Source organism: Azospirillum brasilense, from assembly GCF_007827815.1.
Lineage (GTDB): Bacteria > Pseudomonadota > Alphaproteobacteria > Azospirillales > Azospirillaceae > Azospirillum > Azospirillum brasilense_C.
In genome coordinates this window covers 52,647-73,643 of record NZ_VITH01000016.1, presented here as the reverse complement: position 1 = coordinate 73,643, position 20,997 = coordinate 52,647, and the positions used below count along the sequence as shown (strand labels likewise).

The window sequence follows — 20,997 nt, the reverse complement described above, 5'->3', positions numbered from 1 at the left end:
CCTCAGGAATGGGGGGCTTGTCGTGCATCCGCCGCGATGCTTTCCAGAGTGGCGAGCAGATAAGGACTGGCCCAGCGGTAAACGCGCGCCCAACTCCAGGCAAAGACGGGGTGCAGGGCGAGCAGCCGGCGCAACTCGCTCCGCGCTTTTTCCTCGTTCCCCGCGCGATGCCAGGCGATCGCCCGGTGCAGGCACACCAACCCGTTGTCGTCCGCTGCATTGTGGTAACGGAGCGCCTCGTCGATGCGGCCGATTTCCTGCAAGGCAAGGCCAAGTCCGCTTCGCAGGAAGGCGTTGTCGGGCTCGATACGGACGGCTTCGCTGTAATGGGCCAGGGCGCCTTCGACGTCGCCCTGCGCCAAGCTGACCAAGCCGCGCGTGTTCGGCAGCAGGCCGATCCTGGCCTCCTCCGGCGAGCGTTCCCGCAGGGGAGCCAGAGCGCCGCCGGTGTCGCCCAGCGCGACGCGCGCCATGGCAAGCATGGCACGGAAGAAGACGTTGCCGGGATCAAGGAGCATGCTGCGGGAGAAGCAGCGCTCTGCCTCCTCCATGGAAGACAGAGCGAACAATTTATACCCGAGCCACTGCAACGCCGTTGTCCGGGCAGGATCGAGCGTCAGAATATGACGGGGAATCGCAATCGATTCAGAGAATTCGCTTTCCGTGTGTACGGTGTTGGTTTTCTCCAGCGCTTCGATGAGGGAAAGTTCCCAAGCCGGATTGGTGTGGAGAGCGCAGGCCTTGCCGAACGCCTGGACGGCCTCCCGGGCATCCGGGGTGGATTCCCCCAAGTCAGCGTAGGCGGAGGCTGGATAAAGCGGGTCGCCGGCACGGGCAGCCCGCTCGATCCGCTCGGCTTCGTCGTGGCGCCCGATCTGGTGCAAGAACTCCGTCAGGCGGAGCGACGCCAAGGAAAAATCAGGTTTTTCGCTCAAGGCTCTTTGAAGCGCTTCGAGCGCGGCCTGGTGGCTGCCTTCGTTCCACAGCGCGATCGCCATGTGGAGGTGGTAGCCGGCGAAGGTCGTCTGCCGGATGTTGCGCCGCCATGCATCCACGTCGATGGCCGGAGCGATGGCCGCCGGATCGTGCCTGTCCTTCGGAACGAACGGATGGTCAGATGGCATGATGTCTCCGGCAGACGGCAGAATCGACTCGAAAATCGGCTCGAAAAACTGCCATGGCGAGAGACCGAACACAAGCGGGTAGAGTGTGCGTTCCTCCATGGAAACTGCCTTCAGGAAGGCCAAAAATCCCTGTATTCATACATTGTTAAGCGTCCCCGAATTAGCCTCTTGCCACCACTTTCCAGGCAAAGTGGCTGATTTTGTAATAGCCGAATTCTTTTGGAAACACGATGACGGACGCCACGCGCAGGCATGGAGACTATACAGGTCTGGCCCAGGACTACGATCGGTTCCGGCCAGGCTACGCTCTTTCTCCATTGAAGGCCTTGCTCGCTCTTCTCGACAAGCCGGTTGCGGATGTCGATGCGGCGGATGTCGGCGCGGGCACCGGGATCTGGACGCGAATCCTGGCTGGCCAAGGGCTGCGCAGTCTGACGGCCGTGGAACCGAACGACGACATGCGGCGTGTCGGACGGGACAGCTCGGCGGGGTTGTCCATCGAGTGGCGCGCCGGCCAAGGGGAAGCCACCGGACTGACGGACGGCAGCCGCGACCTGGTAACCATGGCGTCCTCGTTCCATTGGGTGGATTACGACGCGGGGATGAGCGAATTCCGTCGCATCCTGCGGCCGGGCGGGCGTTTCGCAGCCTTGTGGAACCCTCGCTTGATCGAGGCCAGCCCGATCCAGGTGGACATCGAGAACCACCTCTCCCAGCTTTGCCCCGGCATGAAGCGGGTTTCGTCCGGCCGTTCGGGTCTGACCGATCATCTGACCGACCGGCTGGCTGCGACACCGGGCTTCAGCGATGTCGTGTACATGGAGGCCCGTGACGTCATGACCCGGACTCCGGAGGAATATCTGGGGGCGTGGCGCTCCGTGAATGATGTCCAGGTCCAGCTTGGGCCCGAGCGTTTCGAAGAGTTTCTCGGCTATGCAGCCGAGCGGATCCGTGGCTGCGCCATGATCGAAACGGTTTATCTGACCCGGCTTTGGACCGTCCGGAGGGACTGAGAGGGACGGGTCGTTTCCCTGCGCCGGAGCGGCCTGTCCTCACAGCCGTGCTTTCCCATTTCCCGTGGACAGAAACGATGATCGCCGCCGAAATTCATCAACTTTCCGGTCTCTCGCATCTGGGCCCCGTGTTCATCTATGGCACAGGGGCCGCCGGCCGTTGGATGAAGGCCGCCTGTGATGAAAGCGAAGGGACGACGGTCGAGGGGTTTCTTGACACCTTCCAATCCGGAACGTGCGAAGGGCTGCCGGTTCTCCATCCGCAGGCGCTCCGGCAACGCCCGGCAGACGGCTTCACCGTTGTCATCGCCAGCATGTATGCGCAGGAGATCCTTCAGGTTCTGGTGGAGAATGGAATTCGCAACGCCGTCAACGCCTATCCTTGCTTCACCCACGCCAAGCTGCGGACCGTCTCCGACATCGAACAGGTTTCCCGGCAACTGGTCGAGTTTCTGATTCGGGAGCGTCCGGGGCGGCGGATCGCGGTGTTCGGTCACCGTCAGTCGGCGATGGAGACGGTCGCCGGCTTGCAGGCGAGCGAGGCCGCTTCCCGGCTGGTCGCTCATTACGACGACGAGCACATCGCCATCGACCCGCTCAACCGGCGCCGCGACCGGGCCTACGACGATTATGCCGCCGGGCGGGACTTTGACTGTGCGGTCCTCGTCATGCCACAGGCGCCATGCCGGGACACCATCCGCTATCTGGTCGACGTCTGCGGGCTGCCGGTCGAGCTTCTGGTGCCGACGAACGTCACCGACGGCGCCACCCTGGAACGGGACGAGCGTTATCCTCTGGTCGGGACGGTCCCCCGGAATGCGGAAAGGGCTCTTTCGTCGCCGATGGTTCTGGTCGTTCCGCCATGCGCCGGGACACACCGTCTGATGCCGCCCATGCAAGCGATCCTGCAGCATTACGGGTGGCTTGAGCGGAGTTACATGTCTCTGATCCAGAACACTTATTATCTCAGCCGTTATCGCGCGCCCGCCCCGGTTCCTCCGTTCGAACGCCTGGACGAGTTGCACACCCAAATCGCCAAGGACGCCGCGGAGACCGTCCACGCGTTCGCGCGCCTGCTCAACCATTGGGAATTCATGTGGGTGCACGATGCGGGGTTGGACCTCACCAGGTTCGCCGACATCGGCGGCCCGGTGGTCGTGCTCATGCGCGATCCACGTGATATCATCAATTCTTATTACTTCCGGTATTTCAAAGATTCACCGGAAACGCGAGAGCAGAACTTCCTGACTCTGCTCGATGGCGTTACGTTCATGGGCACTCCCAAATATCATTTCCGATGGCCTTCCGCAAAATATTGGACGGACAGCTATCTTGATGTCTTGGGGAGGGAGAACTATCACATCCTTCGCTTCGAGGATTTGCACAACGACCCCGTCCGGACATACCGGCGGCTTCTGACGGATCTTGGTCTGGACCGCGATCCGATCACACCCATGAGTGATGCGAAACTCCGTGACTGCATCAAGCTCGGAACGTTCGAACACCAGACCGGTGGGCGCGCTTCACGGGGGGAGGACCGTCGCGAGATCGTTTTGCTGCCCAACGGGATCGAGACGTCTTGCCGGAAAGGGGTGACCGGCGATTGGCGCAACAACTTCACCCCACGGGTTGTGGAGCGCTTCAAAGAACTGACCGGCGACGCCCTGGTGCGCCTGGGCTACGAAGCGGACGCGGACTGGCACCTCTGACGTCCGCCCGCCCGGCTCCGCAGGGACGAGCCCGTGGAGGAGTCGTCAGGGCTTGCTGCCGCCGAGAATGATCGACTCCCCCATTCTCCAGTGGAATGCGCGCAAGGCGGGCAACCGTCAGCCTCAGCTGTCCGCCGCCACCGTGCTCCATGGCACGATGACGAAATCGACCGGTTTCTCTCCCGACTTTTCCAAATTGGAAAGCAGGATTTCCAGGTATATTTCCTGGCCGTTGAGGAATTCGGTGATGCCGTGCTGGAGCAAGGTCCGCGCGATGTCTTTCAGGTACATCGAGGTGATGATGATTGCATCATCCGGACGCCGGACGCCCTTCAAGTAATCGTCGAGGCGATGGACCGGCAGACCTTCGACCTCACCGGCCGTATGGCTGTCGATGAATCCCCGGATGTTGGTCAAACCGTAGCGATGGGCGTGGGCCAGGACGCTCCGTCCGCATTCGCCGGAGCCATAAAGGTAGATGGCCGGAGCGCCTGCCACTTCCCCGAAGCTGCGCAGAAGCGGAATGTCGATGCGGTAGTCTTCCAACGCGGCCCGCAGCATTTCGATAACCTGGGCGGCATCCTTGCCGATTTCCGTCATGGCGGCCTCGGTGTAGGCCCGGCCTTTGAACAAAATAGGCCGATCGACGAAGGTCCGGTGGAATGCGTTGGTCGAATGCTGCCCCCACGACAGAAACTTCTCCATCGAAAAGGCTGCGGAGGTGTCGAGAAGGGTTTTTTCGTGATCCGCGCGGCTGATTTCGATCAGGCAGGCCTCGTCGGAGTCCTGGATGACATGAATGCGCTCCAGCTGGGTGCCGGCCCGCTCGATGTAATCGCCGTCGATGGTCCCGAGGAAGCTGTCCGTCTCGGTGCTCGCCTTGACCAGGATGGGATGAAGATGCCAGCAGTGCGCCAGAATTCCGGCCGGCGGCACAAACCAGAACGTCTGTGACGGCCACTGGGAGCAGAAGCGTTCCGCCCCCCAGGTCAGAACCTGGGTGTAACGATGAGGAAATTCGAACGCGCAGTCGGTCAGATCCGCGGCGTCCATGTGGATCGTGCCGTCGGGACGGCGGTAGCGGGCGCGGATCGCCGGCAGGGCCGTTTCCTTGGTCACCCGGATGCCGCTGATCAGGACCATCTCCATTCCTTCCAGCATCCGCTTCTCGATGGCGGCGAAGGAACCGTCCGACAGGATGGCGTCAGGAGCCAGGAAGGCCAGGAAGGCATTGTCCCTGGCGGCCTCCTGGATGGCACGCTTGTGGAGCGACCCCATGAGGTGCCGGACCGACGCCGTCTTGATATGCGCGTTCTGTTCGGGGTGGATGACGTGGATTTCGGCGGGCATGACTTCCGCCAGCCGCTGGAAGGCTGGCGATGCCTGAATTGTCTTGGCGTCGTCTGCGGTCGTGTAAATCTTATAGGTATAAGCCTGCCTGTGTTGCAAGGCCGGCAGGTTGTTGTCGGAAAGCTGGCTTGGAAGCACCACATCAATAAAGACGTCTGTATAGCTCTCGCCCCAAACCGCCATGATGAAGTGCAGATTTGGAATGCTCATCATTTTTTCCTTCCCGGAATGGACATGGATGTCCATCAGACAAACTCGATGTGACGACTGTCGACATTTATATACTCATTCAGAACCAAATTCTTGCGGTGAGCTACGCAATGATGGCGGCATTGAAGAGCTGGATTGATTTCGGCAAGGCGCTTCCTGTTTTCATCGGAGTACCAGAATTCCCGGAAGCTCCGGCCCCGCAATGATCCGAGATGTCCGGATTCCGTATAGGCTTTGTCCTGGCAGGTGTAGACACTGCCATCGGCGCCGATCACCGTCAGGAACTGCAGGAAGGGGCAGCGCGTGTAGCCTTTCTCGAAACGGTCTTCCAGCTCGTGATAGTGGTCGACGATCCGGAAGGTGTCGTCATCGAGACGTTTCGCCGCCGCCAGCTGTTCAGCGACGATGGCGTGAAGGCGGCGGTGGTAGGCGTTGTTTTCCTCGCGATCGTTGGAAACGACCGCGCCGCTGACTTTGACGTGACTGACGCCAACATCCTTGAGAATCCTGCAAACCTCGGCAAGGTGGGGGGCGTTGGTCTCGCTGACGATGAAGCTCACGCCCAGGACGCAGTCGGCTTTCCGGGCGGCGAAGGCGCGCAGGTTCGACAGCAGCCGCGTAAAGCTGTCCGCCGCAACGCCACGGGCGTCGGCATAGCTCTGATCGTCCCACGCATCGAGCGATACGCGCACCCAAGCCCCATGGGCGGCGAAGGCGTCGGCCATCGCGCCCTTCAGGTTCGAACCGTTGGTCAGGGTCGCGACCTTGATGCCGCCTTCGGCCAAACGCCGGACGACATCCGGCAAGCCCTTGTAAAGCAGCGGCTCTCCGCCGCCCGAGAAGGTCACCGCGCGCACGCCCATCTCGATGATGTCGTCCACGATCCCGTGCATCATGTCGAGCGGCAGGACATCCTCGGTGCTCATCGCCTCGCCCAGCGTCAGGCTTTCGACGCGGTAGGCGCAGTACCAGCAATTGTGATTGCAGCGGTTGATCGGCTTGATGCGGATGTGCACCGGTGCGGCCAGTCCCTCATGGGTCAGGGCATCCAGCTGAGGCCGAAAGCGCAGGAATTTCAAATTGCTGTAAAGCTGCGTCATGTTGTGTCCAAGACCGATGCGAGCCTGTGGAGCGTGCGCTCCGCTTCGTTCGCGTTACGCGGCAAACCGCCTGCTACCAAGGCGCCTGTTTTGTTTATGAACAATCAATCCCTGTCTCGGTGAGGCGCGCCGGCCGCACCGGCTGCCTTCCTTGCATCGGCGTTCATCAAGCCCAGGATGTGATCGCGCATCCGCTCGACCGGCACGGCTTGGCGTCCGGTGCAGCGCAAGCATTCGGAATCGAGATCCTGCCCGGTCAGCAGCTGCTGCCGCAGGCGTCGATACGCATCGCTGCCGATGATGTCGTCGATCGAGACCCCATTCTCCAGCTTTCCCATCACCAGGCCACGCTGGCAGCAGGAATAGGCTTCGCCTTTGGGGTCGAAGTAGATTTCCGCCCAAGGGGCTTCGCACATGCGGGTCATGCCGGGTGGAACGTCGTCCATGACATCCCCGGGCATCACGAATTTTCCCTGGATTCCCGAACGGACGATGTCCGCGCTTGGCTGTGCACCGGCGATCTTCGGCGCTCCGCCGTCCTGGAAGAAGTTGTAGCCCCGCCAATAGGTCACGACCCCGGCGTCGATCAGCCGCCGCTCGATCTCGTTCTCATGCATGGAGCCGATCACGATCTGGCCGCCATCGTCGGGCTGTGCCTTGTAGTCGTCGAACTTCAGAACGACTTCGTTGTCGACCGCGCCGGACCGCGCACTGTCGATGTATCCGGCAAAGCGCAATTCCGGATGGGCACGCAGCCAGTTCCGCAGCGTCCGCCCGGCCTCGCCGGCACCGTAGATGTAGACGGGGCGCGCCGGGTCCAGATCATCGAAGGAACTGAGCTTGCGCGTCAGCTCGACGTACCGTTCGATTCCATAGTCCTCGATCAGCCGCCGCTCGACCCGCTGGGTGCCGCCGATCGACAGCTCGACGCCGTGCCGGACGGCGAGGCGTCTGGCCCTTTCCAGTGTGCCGGCGGCCTGGATGAAATCCTGCGGTTCCATGTCGTAGATGCTCCGGGCAACCCCGGACGTGCCCTCGAAATAGGCGACGTCGTTGAAGTTGATGCTCCGGATGCCGCTGGACACCGCCATGGCGACCAAGTCAGGGATGCCCGACACGATCTGGTCCGTCAGAACGCCCGTCCACACGATCTTGGGCATGGGAAGATCATTGGCCAGCACATAGGACCGGACAAGATGCGTGTTGTAGAGGATCGTTCGTGCGTCGACGGCTTTGCGGATCTGCTTCAGAAGTTGAATGTCGATGGTGTCGATGCTCATCTGCAGCTCGCTGAAGCGTGCGACGACCTCGACCTCCTCCGGTTTCAGAATCCGCGAGAAACTTGAGACCAGCGTGATGTAGAGCCCCTGATCGAGAAGCGGCCGGCAATGGTCCTCCCAGCCTTGGACCAGCAGCGTTTCCCCATAGTAACCGATGTCGATCCTCTCGATGTCGTGAGATCTGGCATAGTCAACAATTTTCCGAATCTGATCGTCTGATGATTCGGCGTGGAAGCTCTCTGGATGCGTCCCTTGCGGGCAATAGACGCAACGCAAATTGCATCTGTTAGTAAAATTAAAGGCAATATGCTTCAGCGAAGGAGCTGGGTTCAGCAAGTCAATATGACTAAATTCAGCACTCTTCACATTAAGCATCATCGTGTCCATTCTTGGTTTATTTCCAATCTCAGCAGGCTGTGGCTGGGCACGATCGCCTTGTCTAAAGTGAATCTGGAAGGATTCCAGGTGGCCTGTTCTTGTCCTTTTATCAAGGAAATGCAATGACGTTAACAGAGCCTTTGTTAAGAATCGGTTTCCTGGCGATTCCGCCTCTTACAACCTGTCCGCGGACGCCTCCAGAATTTCCAAGGACGCGAGGCGTGCCGCCAAATCACAACCGTTTTCACCTTTTGTATACCGTCTGGCGGGTACGTCTTGACCGATTGCGCAATAACCGTTACCGCGGTCCGGCGGTGGGTGAAGCAAAGGGGGCTGGCGGGATCGGCCCTCACGCCTCCGCGGGGCTATGGCGAGGCATGCCGCGGTTCGGTCTCGTTCGCATAAGGGTCGGAAGTCATGATTACGTCGAGCGACGATAGCGGAACGATGCTGGCCGAGGATGCGCCCCGGTCATCCCGCAACAAGGTCCGGACCCTGGACGAGGTCGCCGTGCTGGCCGCCGAGGCGCGCCGGCAGGGACGCAGCGTCGCCCTTGCGCATGGCGTCTTCGACCTGCTGCATCTTGGGCATGTGCGTCACCTCGAGGAGGCGCGGCGGCACGGCGACCTGCTGATCGTGACCATCACCGCCGACCCCTTCGTGAACAAGGGGCCCGGACGGCCGGTCTTCTCGGAACTGCTGCGCGCGCAGATGGTCGCCGCGCTCGAACATGTGGACTATGTGGCCGTCAACCCGGCCCCGACGGCTGTGACCGTGCTGTCCAAGGTGAAGCCGTCGGTCTACGTCAAGGGATCCGACTATGCCGACGCGTCGTCCGACGTAACCGGGGGGATCGTCGACGAGCGGAACGCCGTGGAAAGCTGTGGCGGGCGCATCGTCTTCACCGACGACATCACCTTCAGCTCATCCTCGCTGATCAACCGCTACCTCGGCGTCTATGACGCCGAACTGCAGGCCTATCTGGAGGACGCCCGCGACCGGAACATGCTGGAGCGCACGCTGGAGGTCCTGGAAAGCGTGCGGGACAAGCGGGTCCTGCTGGTCGGCGACACGATCATCGACGAGTATCGCTACGTGGTGCCGATGGCGAAGTCGCCGAAGGAGAACATGATCGCGACCCTGTACCGCGATCACGAAACCTTTGCCGGCGGCGTCATCGCGGCGGCCAACCATGTGGCGGCCTTCTGCGCCCAGGTCGACGTCGTCACCTGTCTCGGTGAGCACAGCCGCTACGAGGACCTGATCCGCCAGACCCTGAAGCCCAACGTGTCGCTCCGCGTCGTCGACCGACCCGGCAAGCCGACGACGCGCAAGACGCGCTTCGTCGAAACCGGCTACATGCGCAAGCTGTTCGAAGTCTACGAGATGGACGACGCGCCGCTGGACGCGGACGAGGAACAGCGGCTCGTCCACATCCTCGAGCGGCACGCCGGTGACTACGACGTCGTCATCGCGACCGACTTCGGCCATGGGATGCTCACCCCGTCGGCCATCGACGCCCTGTGCCGCCACAGCCGTTTCCTGGCGGTGAACACGCAGACCAACAGCGGAAACATGGGATACAATCTCATCACCCGCTATCCGCGCGCCGATTTCGTCTGCATCGATGCGCCCGAGGCGCGGCTGGCCATCTCGGACCGCTTCAGCGACATCGCCATCATCGCCAGCCAGAAGCTGCCGCAGCGCATCGCCTGCGGCCGTGTCATCATCACGCATGGGAAGCACGGCTGCGTGACGTTCGACGGTGCCGAGGGCGACGGCGCGGAGGGCGTGCACCGTATTCCGGCCTTCACCAACACGGTGGTGGACACGGTCGGGGCGGGCGACGCCTTCCTGGCCGTGACGGCGCCGCTGGTGGCCACGGGAGCCCCGATGAGCGTCATCGGCTTCATCGGCAACGCCGCCGGCGCCATCAAGGTCGGCATCGTCGGGCATCGCCGCTCGATCGAGAAACCGGCTCTGGTCAAGTTCCTGACCGCCATCCTGAAATAGAGGCCCGGCATGCGCGACCGCATCGACGCCTCCTCCGCGGCCAGATGCGCCCATGATCGGGCGGCACGCTGATGTTTGCCGGGAGCGGGTGCAGCGCCGCCATCGCCAACCATATGGCCGTCGATCATTCACAGAACGGCGGCCTGCGGCCCCCGGCCTTCAACGACGGCGCCACCCCGCTGCGGCGCAGCGGGAACCTGAATCTCTCCATCGCCAACGACCAATACGGCTCTGTCAAGATCACCCATCTGTCGCTCCTGCACGCCATGCCCGACTTGGCGATGGGCTGGACGGCGGTGGATGTCGAAGCCGTGGTGTAAGCAAGGATCGAACCATCATGACCGAACGAACCTGGCACGTGCTGGTCACCGGCGGAGCGGGCTATGTGGGCAGCGCCCTGGTGCCGAGGCTTCTGGACGAGGGTCACAGCGTCACCGTGCTGGACCTCTACATCTATGGCGACGTGTTCGCGGGTCTGAAGAACCATCCCCGCCTGACGGAGATCCGCGGCGACCTGCGCGATCCGGAGACCGTCGCCCGCGCCCTGCGGGGCTGCGACGCCGTGATCCATCTGGCCTGCATTTCCAACGATCCGAGCTTCGATCTCGATCCCGCGCTCGGCCGCTCGATCAACTACGAATGCTTCCGTCCCCTGGTGCGTGCGGCGAAGGAGGCCGGCGTCGAGCGATTCGTCTACGCCTCGTCCTCGTCCGTCTACGGCATCAAGGAGGAGGAGAACGTCACGGAGGATCTTCCGCTCCAGCCGCTCACCGACTATTCGAAGTTCAAGGCCCTGTGCGAGGAGGTGCTGCAGGAGGAGCGCGCGCCGGGCTTCACCGTCCTGACCGTCCGCCCGGCCACGGTGTGCGGCTACGCTCCCCGGCTGCGCCTCGACCTGTCGGTCAACATCCTGACCAACCACGCGATCAACGCCGGCAAGATCAAGGTCTTCGGCGGCAGCCAGAAGCGCCCGAACATCCACGTCGCCGACATGGTCGAGTTCTACGTGCGCTCCCTGGCGTGGGACGCCTCGGCCATCGACGGCAAGGTGTTCAACGTCGGCTACGAGAACCACACGATCATGCAGATCGCGGAGATGGTCCGCGACGTGATCGGGGCATCGGTCGCCATCGAGGTGACGCCGACCGACGATCTGCGCTCCTACCACATCTCGTCCGACAAGATCCGGCGCGAACTCGGCTTCACCCCGGCCCACAGCATCGCCGACGCGGTGCGTGGACTGAAGACCGCCTTCGACGCCGGCTCCGTGCCCGACAGCATGTCCGACCCACGCTACTTCAACATCAAGACGATGCAGCAGATCGCCCTGAAATGACCGGACGCGCCCCGCTCATCGGCCTCGATTTCGACAACACCATCGTCCTGTACGATGATGTGTTCCGCGGCATCGGGGAAGACACAGGACTCCTGCCGCGGGGGTTCGCCGGCGGCAAGGCGGAGGTGCGGGCGCATCTCCGTGCTCTGCCCGATGGCGAGGCGCAATGGACCCGGCTCCAGGCCAAGGTCTACGGACCGGGCATCGCGCGTGCCATCCCCGCCCCCGGCCTGTCCGGCTTCCTGGCCGCCTGCCGGGCGGCCGGTGCCGGTGTCGCCATCGTCAGCCACAAGACGGAGTTCGCCGCCGCCGATCCCGGCGGGGTCAGCCTGCGCGCCGCGGCATGGTCCTGGATCGGGGCACAGGGGCTGACCGATCCCGCCCGCGGGGGCATCGATCCCGGCCTGATCTTCTTCGAGGACAGCCGGACCGCCAAGATCGCCCGGATCGCGTCCCTGGGCTGCCGCTGCTTCGTCGACGATCTGGAAGAGGTCTTTCTCGAACCGGACTTTCCCGCGGAGGTCGACCGGATCCTGGTCAAGCATGGCGCCCGGCATCTTCCGGCCGGTCCGTTCCGGGCGTTCCGCGCGTGGGAGGAGATTGCCGATGCCGTCTTCGGCAGCGCCGCGGCTTGAGGCCACGCACGACCCGGCCGAAACGGCGCGGGTGCTGGCCGGTCCCATCCGGTCCATGGAGCGGCTGCCCGGGGGCGGCAACAACCGCATTTACCGCGTGGAAACCGCGGGCGGCGCGCATGCCCTGAAATGCTACGGAAGCACCGAACGGCTGGCCCGCGAATATGGGGGGCTGTCGTTCCTCGCCGCCATCGGGAGCGGGCCGCTGACGGTGCCGCGTCCCGAAGCGGCCGCCCCGGGCCATGGAGCCGCCCTTTACGAGTGGATCGACGGAACGGCGGTGTCCCGCGTTCCGGACGGGCGCAGGGAGGACGATGTGGCCCGGGCCGTCGCGTTCGCCGCGTTTCTTGCCGGACAGCGGAGCGCCGAGGGGGCGGTGGCCCTGGCCGAGGCCGCGGAAGCGTGCCTGTCGCTCACCGGCCTTCTGGACCAGATCGAGAGCCGTTTCGCCCGGCTGTCCGACGTGGACGACATCGCGCTCGGACACTTCCTGCGGGACGACGCGCGACCGGTCATCGACCGCGCCCGGACCCGCGCCCGGACCGGCTACGCGGCGGCCGGCCTCGACCCGTCCATTCCGCTGGAGCCGGCGCTGCGGACGCTGTCGCCCTCCGACTTCGGATTCCACAACGCCTTGCGCCGCCGCGACGGCAGCCTTGTCTTCCTGGACTTCGAGTATTTCGGCTGGGACGATCCGGTGAAGCTCACCGCCGATTTCCTTTGGCACCCGGCCTTCAGCCTGGCGCCGCAGGAGCAGGCAGACTGGCACGGCGGAATGGATGCCCTCTTCGCCGCCGACCCGGCCTTTGCCGCGCGCTTGCGGGCACAGCTTCCGCTGTACGGCCTGCGCTGGACGATGATCCTTCTCAACGAATTCCTGCCCGAACGGTGGGAGCGCCGCCTGTTCGCGGGAACTTCGGCGGGATGGAGCGAGGCCAAGGCGGCCCAGCTGTCCAAGGCCCGCCTGTGGCTCCGCGAGGCCCGCCGCCTGACCGACGGCCCGGATGGCGACGTCCGGTCTTCCTTTCCCCTGCTTGCCGACCGATGAGCGCCATGGACGAACGATCACGCTACCTGAGACGACGGATCATTGACGCCTTGGAAGGAGGAGGACGCGGCCACATCGGGTCCTCCCTGTCCCTCGTCGAGATCCTGCGGGTCCTTTACGACGACGTCCTGCGCGTCCGCCCGGACGAGCCGGGCTGGCCGGACCGTGACCGCTGCATCCTGTCGAAGGGCCACGGCTGCCTGACTTGGTACGCCGTGCTGGCCGACAAGGGGTTCTTCCCGCAGGACGAGTTGCTTCGCCAGTGCCACCCCGGGGCGATGCTCGGCGGCCATCCCGAACGGGCCCACATTCCGGGGGTGGAGGCGTCCACCGGATCGCTGGGCCACGGCCTGTCGATCGGCATCGGCATGGCCCTGGCGGCCCGCCTGCAACGGCGCCCGTCGCGCGTCTTCGTCATCACCGGCGATGGCGAACTGGACGAGGGGTCGATCTGGGAAGGGGCCATGTCGGCGGCCAAGCACCGGCTGGACCATCTCACCGTTCTCGTCGATTACAACAAGCTGCAGTCCTACGGCTTGGTCAAGGACGTGCTGGACCTGGAGCCGCTGGCCGACAAATGGCGGGCGTTCGGATGGGCGGTGCGCGAGGTCGACGGGCATGACGTGGCGGCGCTGCGCGAAACGCTCGGCCAGTTGCCCTTCGCCGCCGGCCAGCCTTCGGTGGTGATCTGCCACACGGTGAAGGGCAAGGGGCTCGACTTCGCCGAATTCAATCCGGATTGGCACCATAAGGCCAAAGTGGGCGCGGCTGATGTGGCGTCCATGCGGGAAGCACTGGAGCGCGCGGAATGAGACAGCACGCCGTCAACATGGTGGACACGCTGGCCCGCCGCGACAGCCGGGTCGTGTTCATCGGTTCCGACCTCGGTCCCGGCGTGCTGAAGGGCATGAAGCGGGACATGCCCGAGCGCTTCTTCATGGAAGGGGTGGCCGAGCAGCACATCATCGGCATGGCCGCGGGCATGGCGATGGAGGGGTTCGTCCCCTACGTCAACACCATCGCGACCTTCCTCACCCGGCGCTGCTTCGACCAACTGGCCATCGACGTCTGCATGGAGAACCTTCCGGTGCGCCTCATCGCCACCGGCGGGGGCACCGTCTATGCGCCGCTCGGCCCCACCCATCTTGCTTTCGAGGACATCGCAATCCTGCGCGCTTTGCCCAACATGACCATCGTCGCCCCCGTGGACGAGGTCGAGATGGTCAAGCTGATGGACGCGAGCCTGGATTGGCCCGGTCCCCTCTACATCCGCGTCGGCAAGGGCAACGAGCCCATCGTCACCGCGCAGGACACCCCCTTCGCCATCGGCAGGGCGCTGGAGATGCGTCCGCCGGAGGAGGTCACCTTCATCGCCACCGGGATCGTCACCGCCAAGGCCCTGGCCGCGGCGGAACGGCTTGAGGCCGCGGGCCTCCGGGCGGGCCTGATCCACATGGCGACGGTGAAGCCGCTGGATGCCGCCGCCGTGCGCCGTGCCGCCGTCGCGGCGCGCCTCGTCGTGACGGTGGAGGAGCACACGCGCATGGGCGGCCTCGGCAGCGCCGTCGCCGAGCTGATGGCGGAGGAACCGACCGGCGCGCGCCTGCTCCGTCTGGCGCTGCCGGACGCCTTCCCCGAGGGCTATGGCGGCAACGACCACCTGATGCGTCTGGCCGGCCTTCAGCCCGACCAGATCGCCGACCGCGTGATGCGCGCGCTGGAGCCCGCGGCATGACGCCGTCCTTCGACTTCCTGACCGCGGAGGAGCGCGCGCTCGGCGACCGCTTCCGCCGGGACGGCTTCATCGTCGCCCCGGCGGAGGACCGGGCGGCGCTGGACGCGATCCGTGACCTGATGGTCGGTCTCGCCCGCCATCGCCTGGGCATGGATGAGGGCGCCGAACGTCCCGATCCGCCCGGCCGCCTGCTTGACCGGATCGGCGATGTCGTGCCGGTGGAGGAACTTAACGCCTTCCGGCTGGCCATGATCGGCGGCATGAACGCGCAGCCTTGGTTGCGCGCCGCCTATTTTTCGGTCGCCCGGCGCACCCTGTCCGCCATCGTCGGCAGCGAGCTGTGCATGCAGCGCCGTGTCAATCTGTCGATCCAGTTGCCGGACGACGACAGCTCGCTGCTTCCCGTGCACGCCGACACCTGGTCGGGCGACAGCCCGTTCGAGGTGGTGCTGTGGATTCCCCTGGTGGACTGCCATGGCAGCAAGAGCATGTTCCTGCTTCCCCCAGGCCCCAACGCCGAGCTCGAGCGCAACCTGCACCGCTTCGCCGCCCGCAGCGTGGACGAGATGTTTGCCGCCATTGAGCCCGACCTGACCTGGATGGACGTCCCGTACGGGCATTTTCTCCTGTTCAATCAGAACCTTGCCCATGGCAACCGGGTGAACCGGGAAGCGGACGCGCGCTGGTCCATGAACTGCCGCTTCAAGGGGGTCTTCACGCCCTACGCCGACAAGAAGCTGGGCGAGTTCTTCGAACCCATCACCCTGCGGCCGGCAAGCCGTATTGGACTCGACTACGAGATGCCGGCGGGTTTCCATGAATGAGCGCCCGGAAACCCTGCGCTCGGGATACCGGGGCTACATCGGCTCGCGACCCGTCCTCGGGAGCCGCATCCCGCAGCATGTCCAGAATCTGGTGATCCGCGACTACGCGGCGCGGTCGGGGCTGACCTTCAAGCTGTCGGCCACCGAATACGCGATGCCGCATTGTTACATGATGCTGGAACAGGTGCTGGCCGAACTGCCCGGACTGGACGGCATGATCGCCTATACTCTGTTCATGCTGCCGGAACGGCGGGGCCGCCGCCAGGAGATCTACCGTCGGATCCTCGATACGGGCGCCTGCCTGCACACCGCCGTGGAAGGGCTGGTCCTGGCCAGTGAAGCCGACATCGGGCGGCTGGAAGACATCTGGAGCGTCCAGCAGGCGCTCACCCACATGGCTCCGGTGAGGTTCTGACCATGGCCCGCATCGACTTCATCCAATCCCTGCACAGCTCGACCCGGCGCAACTACGTCCAGCGCGTGGTCGAGCACGACAAGGCCGAATGCGCCGAAGTCGCCCGCCGGTTCGGCCGCGACTATTGGGACGGAGAGCGCCGGTTCGGTTATGGCGGCTACCGCTACGACGGCCGCTGGCGCCCGGTCGCCGAGCGGATCGCCGCGCATTACGGGCTGAAGGCCGGTGACCGGCTGCTCGACATCGGGTGCGGCAAGGGCTTTCTGCTCTACGAGTTCACCCAGGTGGTGCCGGGCATCGAAGTGGCGGGCATCGATGTCTCCGAGTATGGCATCGCCAACGCCAAGGAGGAGATCCGGCCTTTCCTCCAGGTCGGTGACTGCCGGTCGCTGCCGTATCCGGAGGGCTCCTTCGACGCGGTGATTTCGCTTGGCACCTTCCACAATCTGCCGATCGAGGGAGTGTTCCAGGCGCTGTCCGAAATGCAGCGGGTCGGGCGCGGCGATCGGAAGTATTTCATGGTGGAGAGCTTCCGGGACGAACGGGAAAAGGCCAATCTGCTGTACTGGCAACTGACCTGCCTGTCGTTCCACAGCCCGGAAAGCTGGGCCTGGATCGCGGACGGCGCCGGCTACACGGGCGATCACGGCTTCATTTTCTTCGATTGATCGCCTTGCTGTGCCCGGTCGGGGCGATCCCATTAACCGCTCCCCAGCGGCGACCGGGCGTGTATAAGACAGCCACCCCCATTCCGCTCTCCAAGGAACCGTCGCCATCATGACCCATTCCCGCCGCATCTCGGTGATCGGGCTCGGCTACGTCGGCCTGCCGGTGGCCGTCGCGTTCGGGCGGACGGGCGCACCTGTCGTGGCCTTCGACATCGACGCGCGCCGCATCAAGGCGCTGCGGGAGGGGCACGACCACACGGGCGAAGTGGCGGACGCGGATCTAGCGGCGGCCCGGCTGCACCTGACCGACGACCCGGCGGGCCTGGCGAAGGCCGATTTCCACATCGTCACCGTGCCGACCCCCATCGACGACGCCAAGCGTCCGGACCTGCGCCCGCTGCTGGCCGCCAGCCGCACCGTTGGGCGGCATTTGAAGCGTGGCGACGTGGTGGTCTACGAATCCACCGTCTATCCCGGCGCCACCGAGATGGACTGCGTGCCGGTCCTGGAGGCGGAATCGGGGCTGATCTACGGACAGGACTTCACGGTCGGCTATTCGCCGGAGCGCATCAACCCCGGCGACCGGGAGCACCGGTTCGAGACGATCACCAAGGTCGTCTCCGGTTCCGACCCGGAGACGCGGGCAATCGTCGCGGCGGTCTATGGCAGCGTGGTGAAGGCCGGCGTGCACGAGGCCGCCTCCATCGCCGTGGCGGAGGCCGCCAAGGTGATCGAGAACACCCAGCGCGACGTCAACATCGCGCTGATGAACGAACTGGCGGTGATCTTCCACCGCATGGGCATCGACACCCGCGACGTGCTGGCCGCCGCCGGCACCAAGTGGAATTTCCTGGCGTTCCAGCCGGGCCTCGTCGGCGGCCACTGCATCGGCGTCGATCCCTACTACCTGACCCACCGGGCCGAGCAGCTCGGCCACAACCCGGAGGTCATCCTGGCGGGCCGGCGCATCAACGACACCATGGGCCAGTATGTGGCGCAGGAAACGGTGAAGCGGCTGCTGCGCGCTCGGGACGGACGGCCCGGCCCGCTGCGCGTCACCGTGCTGGGGCTGACCTTCAAGGAGAACGTGCCCGACATCCGCAACACCCGCGTCGTGGACATCGTGGCGGAGCTGCGCGGCTTCGGCGTGGAGGTGGCCGTGCACGACCCGCTCGCCGCGGCGGACGAGGTCGCGCACGAATACGGCCTTGCCCTGACCCCGCGCGGGGACCTGCCGCCGGCCGACGCCGTGGTGCTGGCCGTCCCGCACGCCGCCTACCGGGCCGAAGGCTGGGGTCTGGTGTCCAGCCTGCTGAAGGACGGCCGCGGTTTGGTGATGGACATCAAGGGCCTGCTCGACCGCGCATCGGTGCCGGACGGCGTGGAGCTGTGGCGGCTGTAAGACCGCTCACCCGGGAAGCGAACGCTCCCAGGCGAGGGCGTTGCGGACGATCTCGTCCAGCCGGTCGTGCTTCGGGACCCAGCCGAGCCGCTCGCGGATCCGGTCAGCCCCGGCGACCAGTTGCGGCGGGTCGCCGGGACGCCGGTCGGCGAAGGTGGCGGGGACCGTCTCGCCGCTGACCGCCTCCAACGTGCGCACGACCTCCAGGACGGAGGCGCCGCGCCCGTAGCCGCAGTTCAGCGTCAGGCTCTCGCCGCCGCCGCGCAGGTGGAGCAGCGCCAGGACATGAGCCTCGGCAAGGTCGCTGACGTGGATGTAGTCGCGGATGCAGGTGCCGTCCGGGGTCGGATAATCGGTGCCGAAGATCGACAGGGCCGGCCGGCGGCCGAGCAGGGCCTGGCAGGCGACCTTGATCAGGTGGGTCGCGGTCGGCGTCGCCTGGCCGGTGCGGCCCGCCGGGTCGGCGCCGGCCACGTTGAAATAGCGCAGGATGACGCTGCGCAGGCCATGGGCCGGCTCGGCGTCCCGCAGCATCCGCTCCGTCATCAGCTTGGAGGCGCCATAGGGATTGATCGGGGCGGTCGGCGTGTCCTCGTCGATCGGCACGCGGTCGGTGGCGCCGTAGACGGCCGCGGTGGAGGAGAAGACCACCTTGTCGATCCCGAACCGCGCGCAGGCGTCGAGCAGGGTGAGGCTGCTGACCGTGTTGTTGCGGTAGTAGGCGAGCGGTTTCTCCACCGATTCGGGTACCACGATCGACCCGGCAAAGTGCATCACAGCGTCCACGTCATGCGCGCGAATCACCCGGTCCAACAGGTCGGCCGACCCGACGTCCCCCTCCACCAGGGGCACGGACTCCGGCACGGCGGCGCGGCGGCCGGTCGACAGGTTGTCGATGGTCACCGCGGGAATCCCGGCGTCGGTCAGGGCATGGAGAACGTGGCTGCCGATGTAGCCGGCCCCTCCGGTCACCAGGACGCGGCGCGGAGCCGCCGGTTGGTCGAGCATGCTGGGCACTTCCTTATCCCGTGTCGTCCGGACAGCGCCGTCGGCCTTCCCGGCGGCGTGCTCCGGAGCTAGGCGAGAGGGGAAGGCCTGTCAACCTGACCGGAATGGCCGCGGCCAGTCGGACCGGCCGGGGCGGGGCGTAAGCGGGTTGCTCCCTTCGTCGCCCTGCGCAGGAATCGGAGCAAAGCGGAGCGAATCACGCCCTCCCGGAAGCACCGGTTCCCAAGGACGGCGGCCGGAAACAGGCATCCGCCGCCGCCACAACCCAATGCGTCAATTTTAACATGGGACTTGGTGCTCGGACCGCAAAGGCCATAGCCACCTTATGGACTTATGCATCCTTTCGTTCATATTTTAAAAATGAAATATTATCTTTGGGTAACGCTGCGCTGTGACATAGGTAACCCGATGGTGGTCCCCATGACCACATGTTCCATTCCGCACTTGCAAAAAGGGATTACCAATGGTATCCGACCCTTAGGCATAAGTTTTATTCGGTTTTGCGGGGGGTCCTTACTATGTCCACGGTCACTACGGTCACAGGTGGTATCACCAATGCCGCCGCTCCTTCCACGCTGGCGGGTGCCATTCTGAAGAACACGAGCTTGGTTGATTCCACCAAGCTCAACAGCAACGCGATCGTCAACGCCACCGTCGGCGGCGTTTACGCTCTGTCGAGCGTTTCGGGCGGCGCGGTCATCGCCTCCGACAACACCGCTCCGGTGACCCTGATCGGCGGCGCCGGCAACAACCAGCTGCTCGTCGCCAACGACAAGGCCGGCACGATCCTCCAGGCCGGCACGGGCACCAACCAGACCATCGTCGGCGGCGCCGGCGGCCAGCTCCTGGGCACCTCGACGGTCGCCGGCGGCTCGGCCACCATCCTCGGCGGCTCGGGCGCCGACACCGTCGTGGCCGCGGCCGGCAACAACGTGCTGACCGCCGGTGCGGGCAACAACCTCATCGGTCTCGTCGGCGGCAACAACCAGGTCTTCGCGGCCGGCAACGACACCGTCATCGCGGGCGGCGGCAACGCCACCATCGGCGCCGGCGCGGGCAACGCCGTGATCAACGTGGTCGGCGGTTCCAACCTGGTCATCGGCGGCTCGGGCAACTCGACCATCGCGTCGGCGGCCGGCAACAACACGCTGTTCGGTGGCTCGGGCAACACCACGATCGCCGGCGGCGGCGGCAACGACCTGCTGATCGGCAGCACCTCCAAGACCGGCAACGCGGTCCTGGGCGGCTTCGCCGGCAACGACACCCTGATCGGCGGCGTCGGCAACGACACGCTGTTCGGTGGCGAGGGCAACGACGTCTTCGTGTTCAGCACCGTGTTCGGCGGCGGCAAGCACGTCATCGGCGACTTCAAGGCCGGTACCGACCTCATCGCGGTCCAGGGCTACGGCATGTCCGCGGCGCAGGTTGCGGCGAAGGTCACGGTGTCGGGCGGCAGCTCGATCATCTCCCTGTCGGATGGCACGCAGATCACGGTTGCCGGCGTCACCAACCTGAGCGCCAGCAACTTCGCCGTCTGATAAGAGGGCCCCTGCACGCCCCTGATGGACCTGCCGAGCAATCGGCAGGTCCATTTTTATGCCGTTTTTGTTCCGTGCCTTCTCCTTGAGCGGCTTGCATCATCAAAGCCTCCGGGAGACATGCCGAGCCGTCCAGGCACCGCCTTCAGCGACACCATCCCAGGCGCCTCGTCGCCGTCGGACGGATGCGGAACCGGCGGGGACTCCGGCC

The 20,997-nt window shown here is 64.9% G+C and carries 19 protein-coding genes; 14 read left to right on the top strand and 5 right to left on the bottom strand.

Annotated features, from left to right (window positions below):
- Window positions 1-2: 2 nt before the first annotated feature.
- Entirely contained in the window at window positions 3-1,223 is a 1,221-nt protein-coding gene (locus FBZ83_RS25995) for a tetratricopeptide repeat protein (RefSeq protein ID WP_145689693.1), read from the bottom strand.
- A gap of 131 nt (window positions 1,224-1,354) precedes the next feature.
- Between FBZ83_RS25995 and FBZ83_RS25990 the strand changes: the two genes are divergently transcribed.
- Window positions 1,355-2,137: a class I SAM-dependent methyltransferase gene (locus FBZ83_RS25990; RefSeq protein ID WP_145689691.1), complete on the top strand. Its 783-nt coding sequence runs from the start codon at window positions 1,355-1,357 to the stop codon at window positions 2,135-2,137.
- Between the two features lie 77 nt (window positions 2,138-2,214).
- The gene (locus tag FBZ83_RS25985) at window positions 2,215-3,846 is read left to right on the top strand and encodes a sulfotransferase domain-containing protein (protein WP_145689689.1); all 1,632 of its coding nucleotides are present in this window, start codon (window positions 2,215-2,217) and stop codon (window positions 3,844-3,846) included.
- 123 nt (window positions 3,847-3,969) lie between these two features.
- Here the strand turns inward: FBZ83_RS25985 and FBZ83_RS25980 are convergent, their stop codons facing one another.
- The 3 genes from FBZ83_RS25980 to FBZ83_RS25970 form a co-directional block, all read right to left on the bottom strand.
- Window positions 3,970-5,442, bottom strand: coding sequence for a hypothetical protein (locus tag FBZ83_RS25980; RefSeq protein WP_145689687.1), 1,473 nt, complete (start codon window positions 5,440-5,442; stop codon window positions 3,970-3,972).
- Entirely contained in the window at window positions 5,442-6,506 is a 1,065-nt protein-coding gene (locus FBZ83_RS25975) for a radical SAM protein (protein WP_145689685.1), read from the bottom strand. The genes FBZ83_RS25980 and FBZ83_RS25975 overlap by 1 nt, the downstream gene beginning before the upstream one ends.
- A 104-nt stretch (window positions 6,507-6,610) precedes the next feature.
- Window positions 6,611-8,173: a radical SAM protein gene (locus FBZ83_RS25970; RefSeq protein ID WP_145689683.1), complete on the bottom strand. Its 1,563-nt coding sequence runs from the start codon at window positions 8,171-8,173 to the stop codon at window positions 6,611-6,613.
- A gap of 408 nt (window positions 8,174-8,581) precedes the next feature.
- On the opposite strand from FBZ83_RS25970, the gene FBZ83_RS25965 reads away from it, so the two are divergent.
- From FBZ83_RS25965 to FBZ83_RS25915, 11 genes are all read left to right on the top strand, one after another.
- Window positions 8,582-10,177, top strand: a complete 1,596-nt coding sequence (locus FBZ83_RS25965; protein ID WP_247888477.1) for a PfkB family carbohydrate kinase — start codon at window positions 8,582-8,584, stop codon at window positions 10,175-10,177.
- A 71-nt stretch (window positions 10,178-10,248) separates the two neighbouring features.
- Window positions 10,249-10,497: a hypothetical protein gene (locus FBZ83_RS25960; RefSeq protein ID WP_145689681.1), complete on the top strand. Its 249-nt coding sequence runs from the start codon at window positions 10,249-10,251 to the stop codon at window positions 10,495-10,497.
- A gap of 17 nt (window positions 10,498-10,514) precedes the next feature.
- The gene (locus tag FBZ83_RS25955; RefSeq protein ID WP_145689679.1) at window positions 10,515-11,513 is read left to right on the top strand and encodes an NAD-dependent epimerase/dehydratase family protein; all 999 of its coding nucleotides are present in this window, start codon (window positions 10,515-10,517) and stop codon (window positions 11,511-11,513) included.
- Window positions 11,510-12,148: a hypothetical protein gene (locus FBZ83_RS25950; protein ID WP_145689677.1), complete on the top strand. Its 639-nt coding sequence runs from the start codon at window positions 11,510-11,512 to the stop codon at window positions 12,146-12,148. Before FBZ83_RS25955 ends, FBZ83_RS25950 begins: the two co-directional genes overlap by 4 nt.
- Window positions 12,120-13,196: a phosphotransferase gene (locus tag FBZ83_RS25945; protein ID WP_186466191.1), complete on the top strand. Its 1,077-nt coding sequence runs from the start codon at window positions 12,120-12,122 to the stop codon at window positions 13,194-13,196. Before FBZ83_RS25950 ends, FBZ83_RS25945 begins: the two co-directional genes overlap by 29 nt.
- Window positions 13,193-14,008 carry a transketolase gene (locus tag FBZ83_RS25940; protein ID WP_200477130.1) on the top strand — a complete coding sequence of 272 codons (816 nt, stop codon included), beginning with the start codon at window positions 13,193-13,195 and terminating at the stop codon, window positions 14,006-14,008. Before FBZ83_RS25945 ends, FBZ83_RS25940 begins: the two co-directional genes overlap by 4 nt.
- Window positions 14,005-14,931, top strand: a complete 927-nt coding sequence (locus FBZ83_RS25935; RefSeq protein ID WP_145689666.1) for a transketolase family protein — start codon at window positions 14,005-14,007, stop codon at window positions 14,929-14,931. Before FBZ83_RS25940 ends, FBZ83_RS25935 begins: the two co-directional genes overlap by 4 nt.
- Window positions 14,928-15,755, top strand: coding sequence for a sporadic carbohydrate cluster 2OG-Fe(II) oxygenase (locus FBZ83_RS25930; protein WP_145689664.1), 828 nt, complete (start codon window positions 14,928-14,930; stop codon window positions 15,753-15,755). The genes FBZ83_RS25935 and FBZ83_RS25930 overlap by 4 nt, the downstream gene beginning before the upstream one ends.
- Window positions 15,748-16,170: an LIC12192 family sporadic carbohydrate cluster protein gene (locus FBZ83_RS25925; RefSeq protein ID WP_145689662.1), complete on the top strand. Its 423-nt coding sequence runs from the start codon at window positions 15,748-15,750 to the stop codon at window positions 16,168-16,170. The genes FBZ83_RS25930 and FBZ83_RS25925 overlap by 8 nt, the downstream gene beginning before the upstream one ends.
- A 2-nt stretch (window positions 16,171-16,172) precedes the next feature.
- Entirely contained in the window at window positions 16,173-16,838 is a 666-nt protein-coding gene (locus FBZ83_RS25920) for a class I SAM-dependent methyltransferase (protein ID WP_145689660.1), read from the top strand.
- 109 nt (window positions 16,839-16,947) lie between these two features.
- Window positions 16,948-18,240, top strand: coding sequence for a nucleotide sugar dehydrogenase (locus FBZ83_RS25915; RefSeq protein ID WP_145689658.1), 1,293 nt, complete (start codon window positions 16,948-16,950; stop codon window positions 18,238-18,240).
- A gap of 6 nt (window positions 18,241-18,246) precedes the next feature.
- On the opposite strand, the gene galE is transcribed toward FBZ83_RS25915, so the two are convergent.
- Window positions 18,247-19,248 carry a UDP-glucose 4-epimerase GalE gene (gene galE, locus FBZ83_RS25910; protein WP_145689656.1) on the bottom strand — a complete coding sequence of 334 codons (1,002 nt, stop codon included), beginning with the start codon at window positions 19,246-19,248 and terminating at the stop codon, window positions 18,247-18,249.
- 605 nt (window positions 19,249-19,853) lie between these two features.
- On the opposite strand from galE, the gene FBZ83_RS32415 reads away from it, so the two are divergent.
- Window positions 19,854-20,786 (top strand): calcium-binding protein, encoded by a 933-nt coding sequence (locus FBZ83_RS32415; protein ID WP_247888683.1) that lies wholly within the window; start codon window positions 19,854-19,856, stop codon window positions 20,784-20,786.
- The last annotated feature ends 211 nt before the right edge of the window (window positions 20,787-20,997 follow it).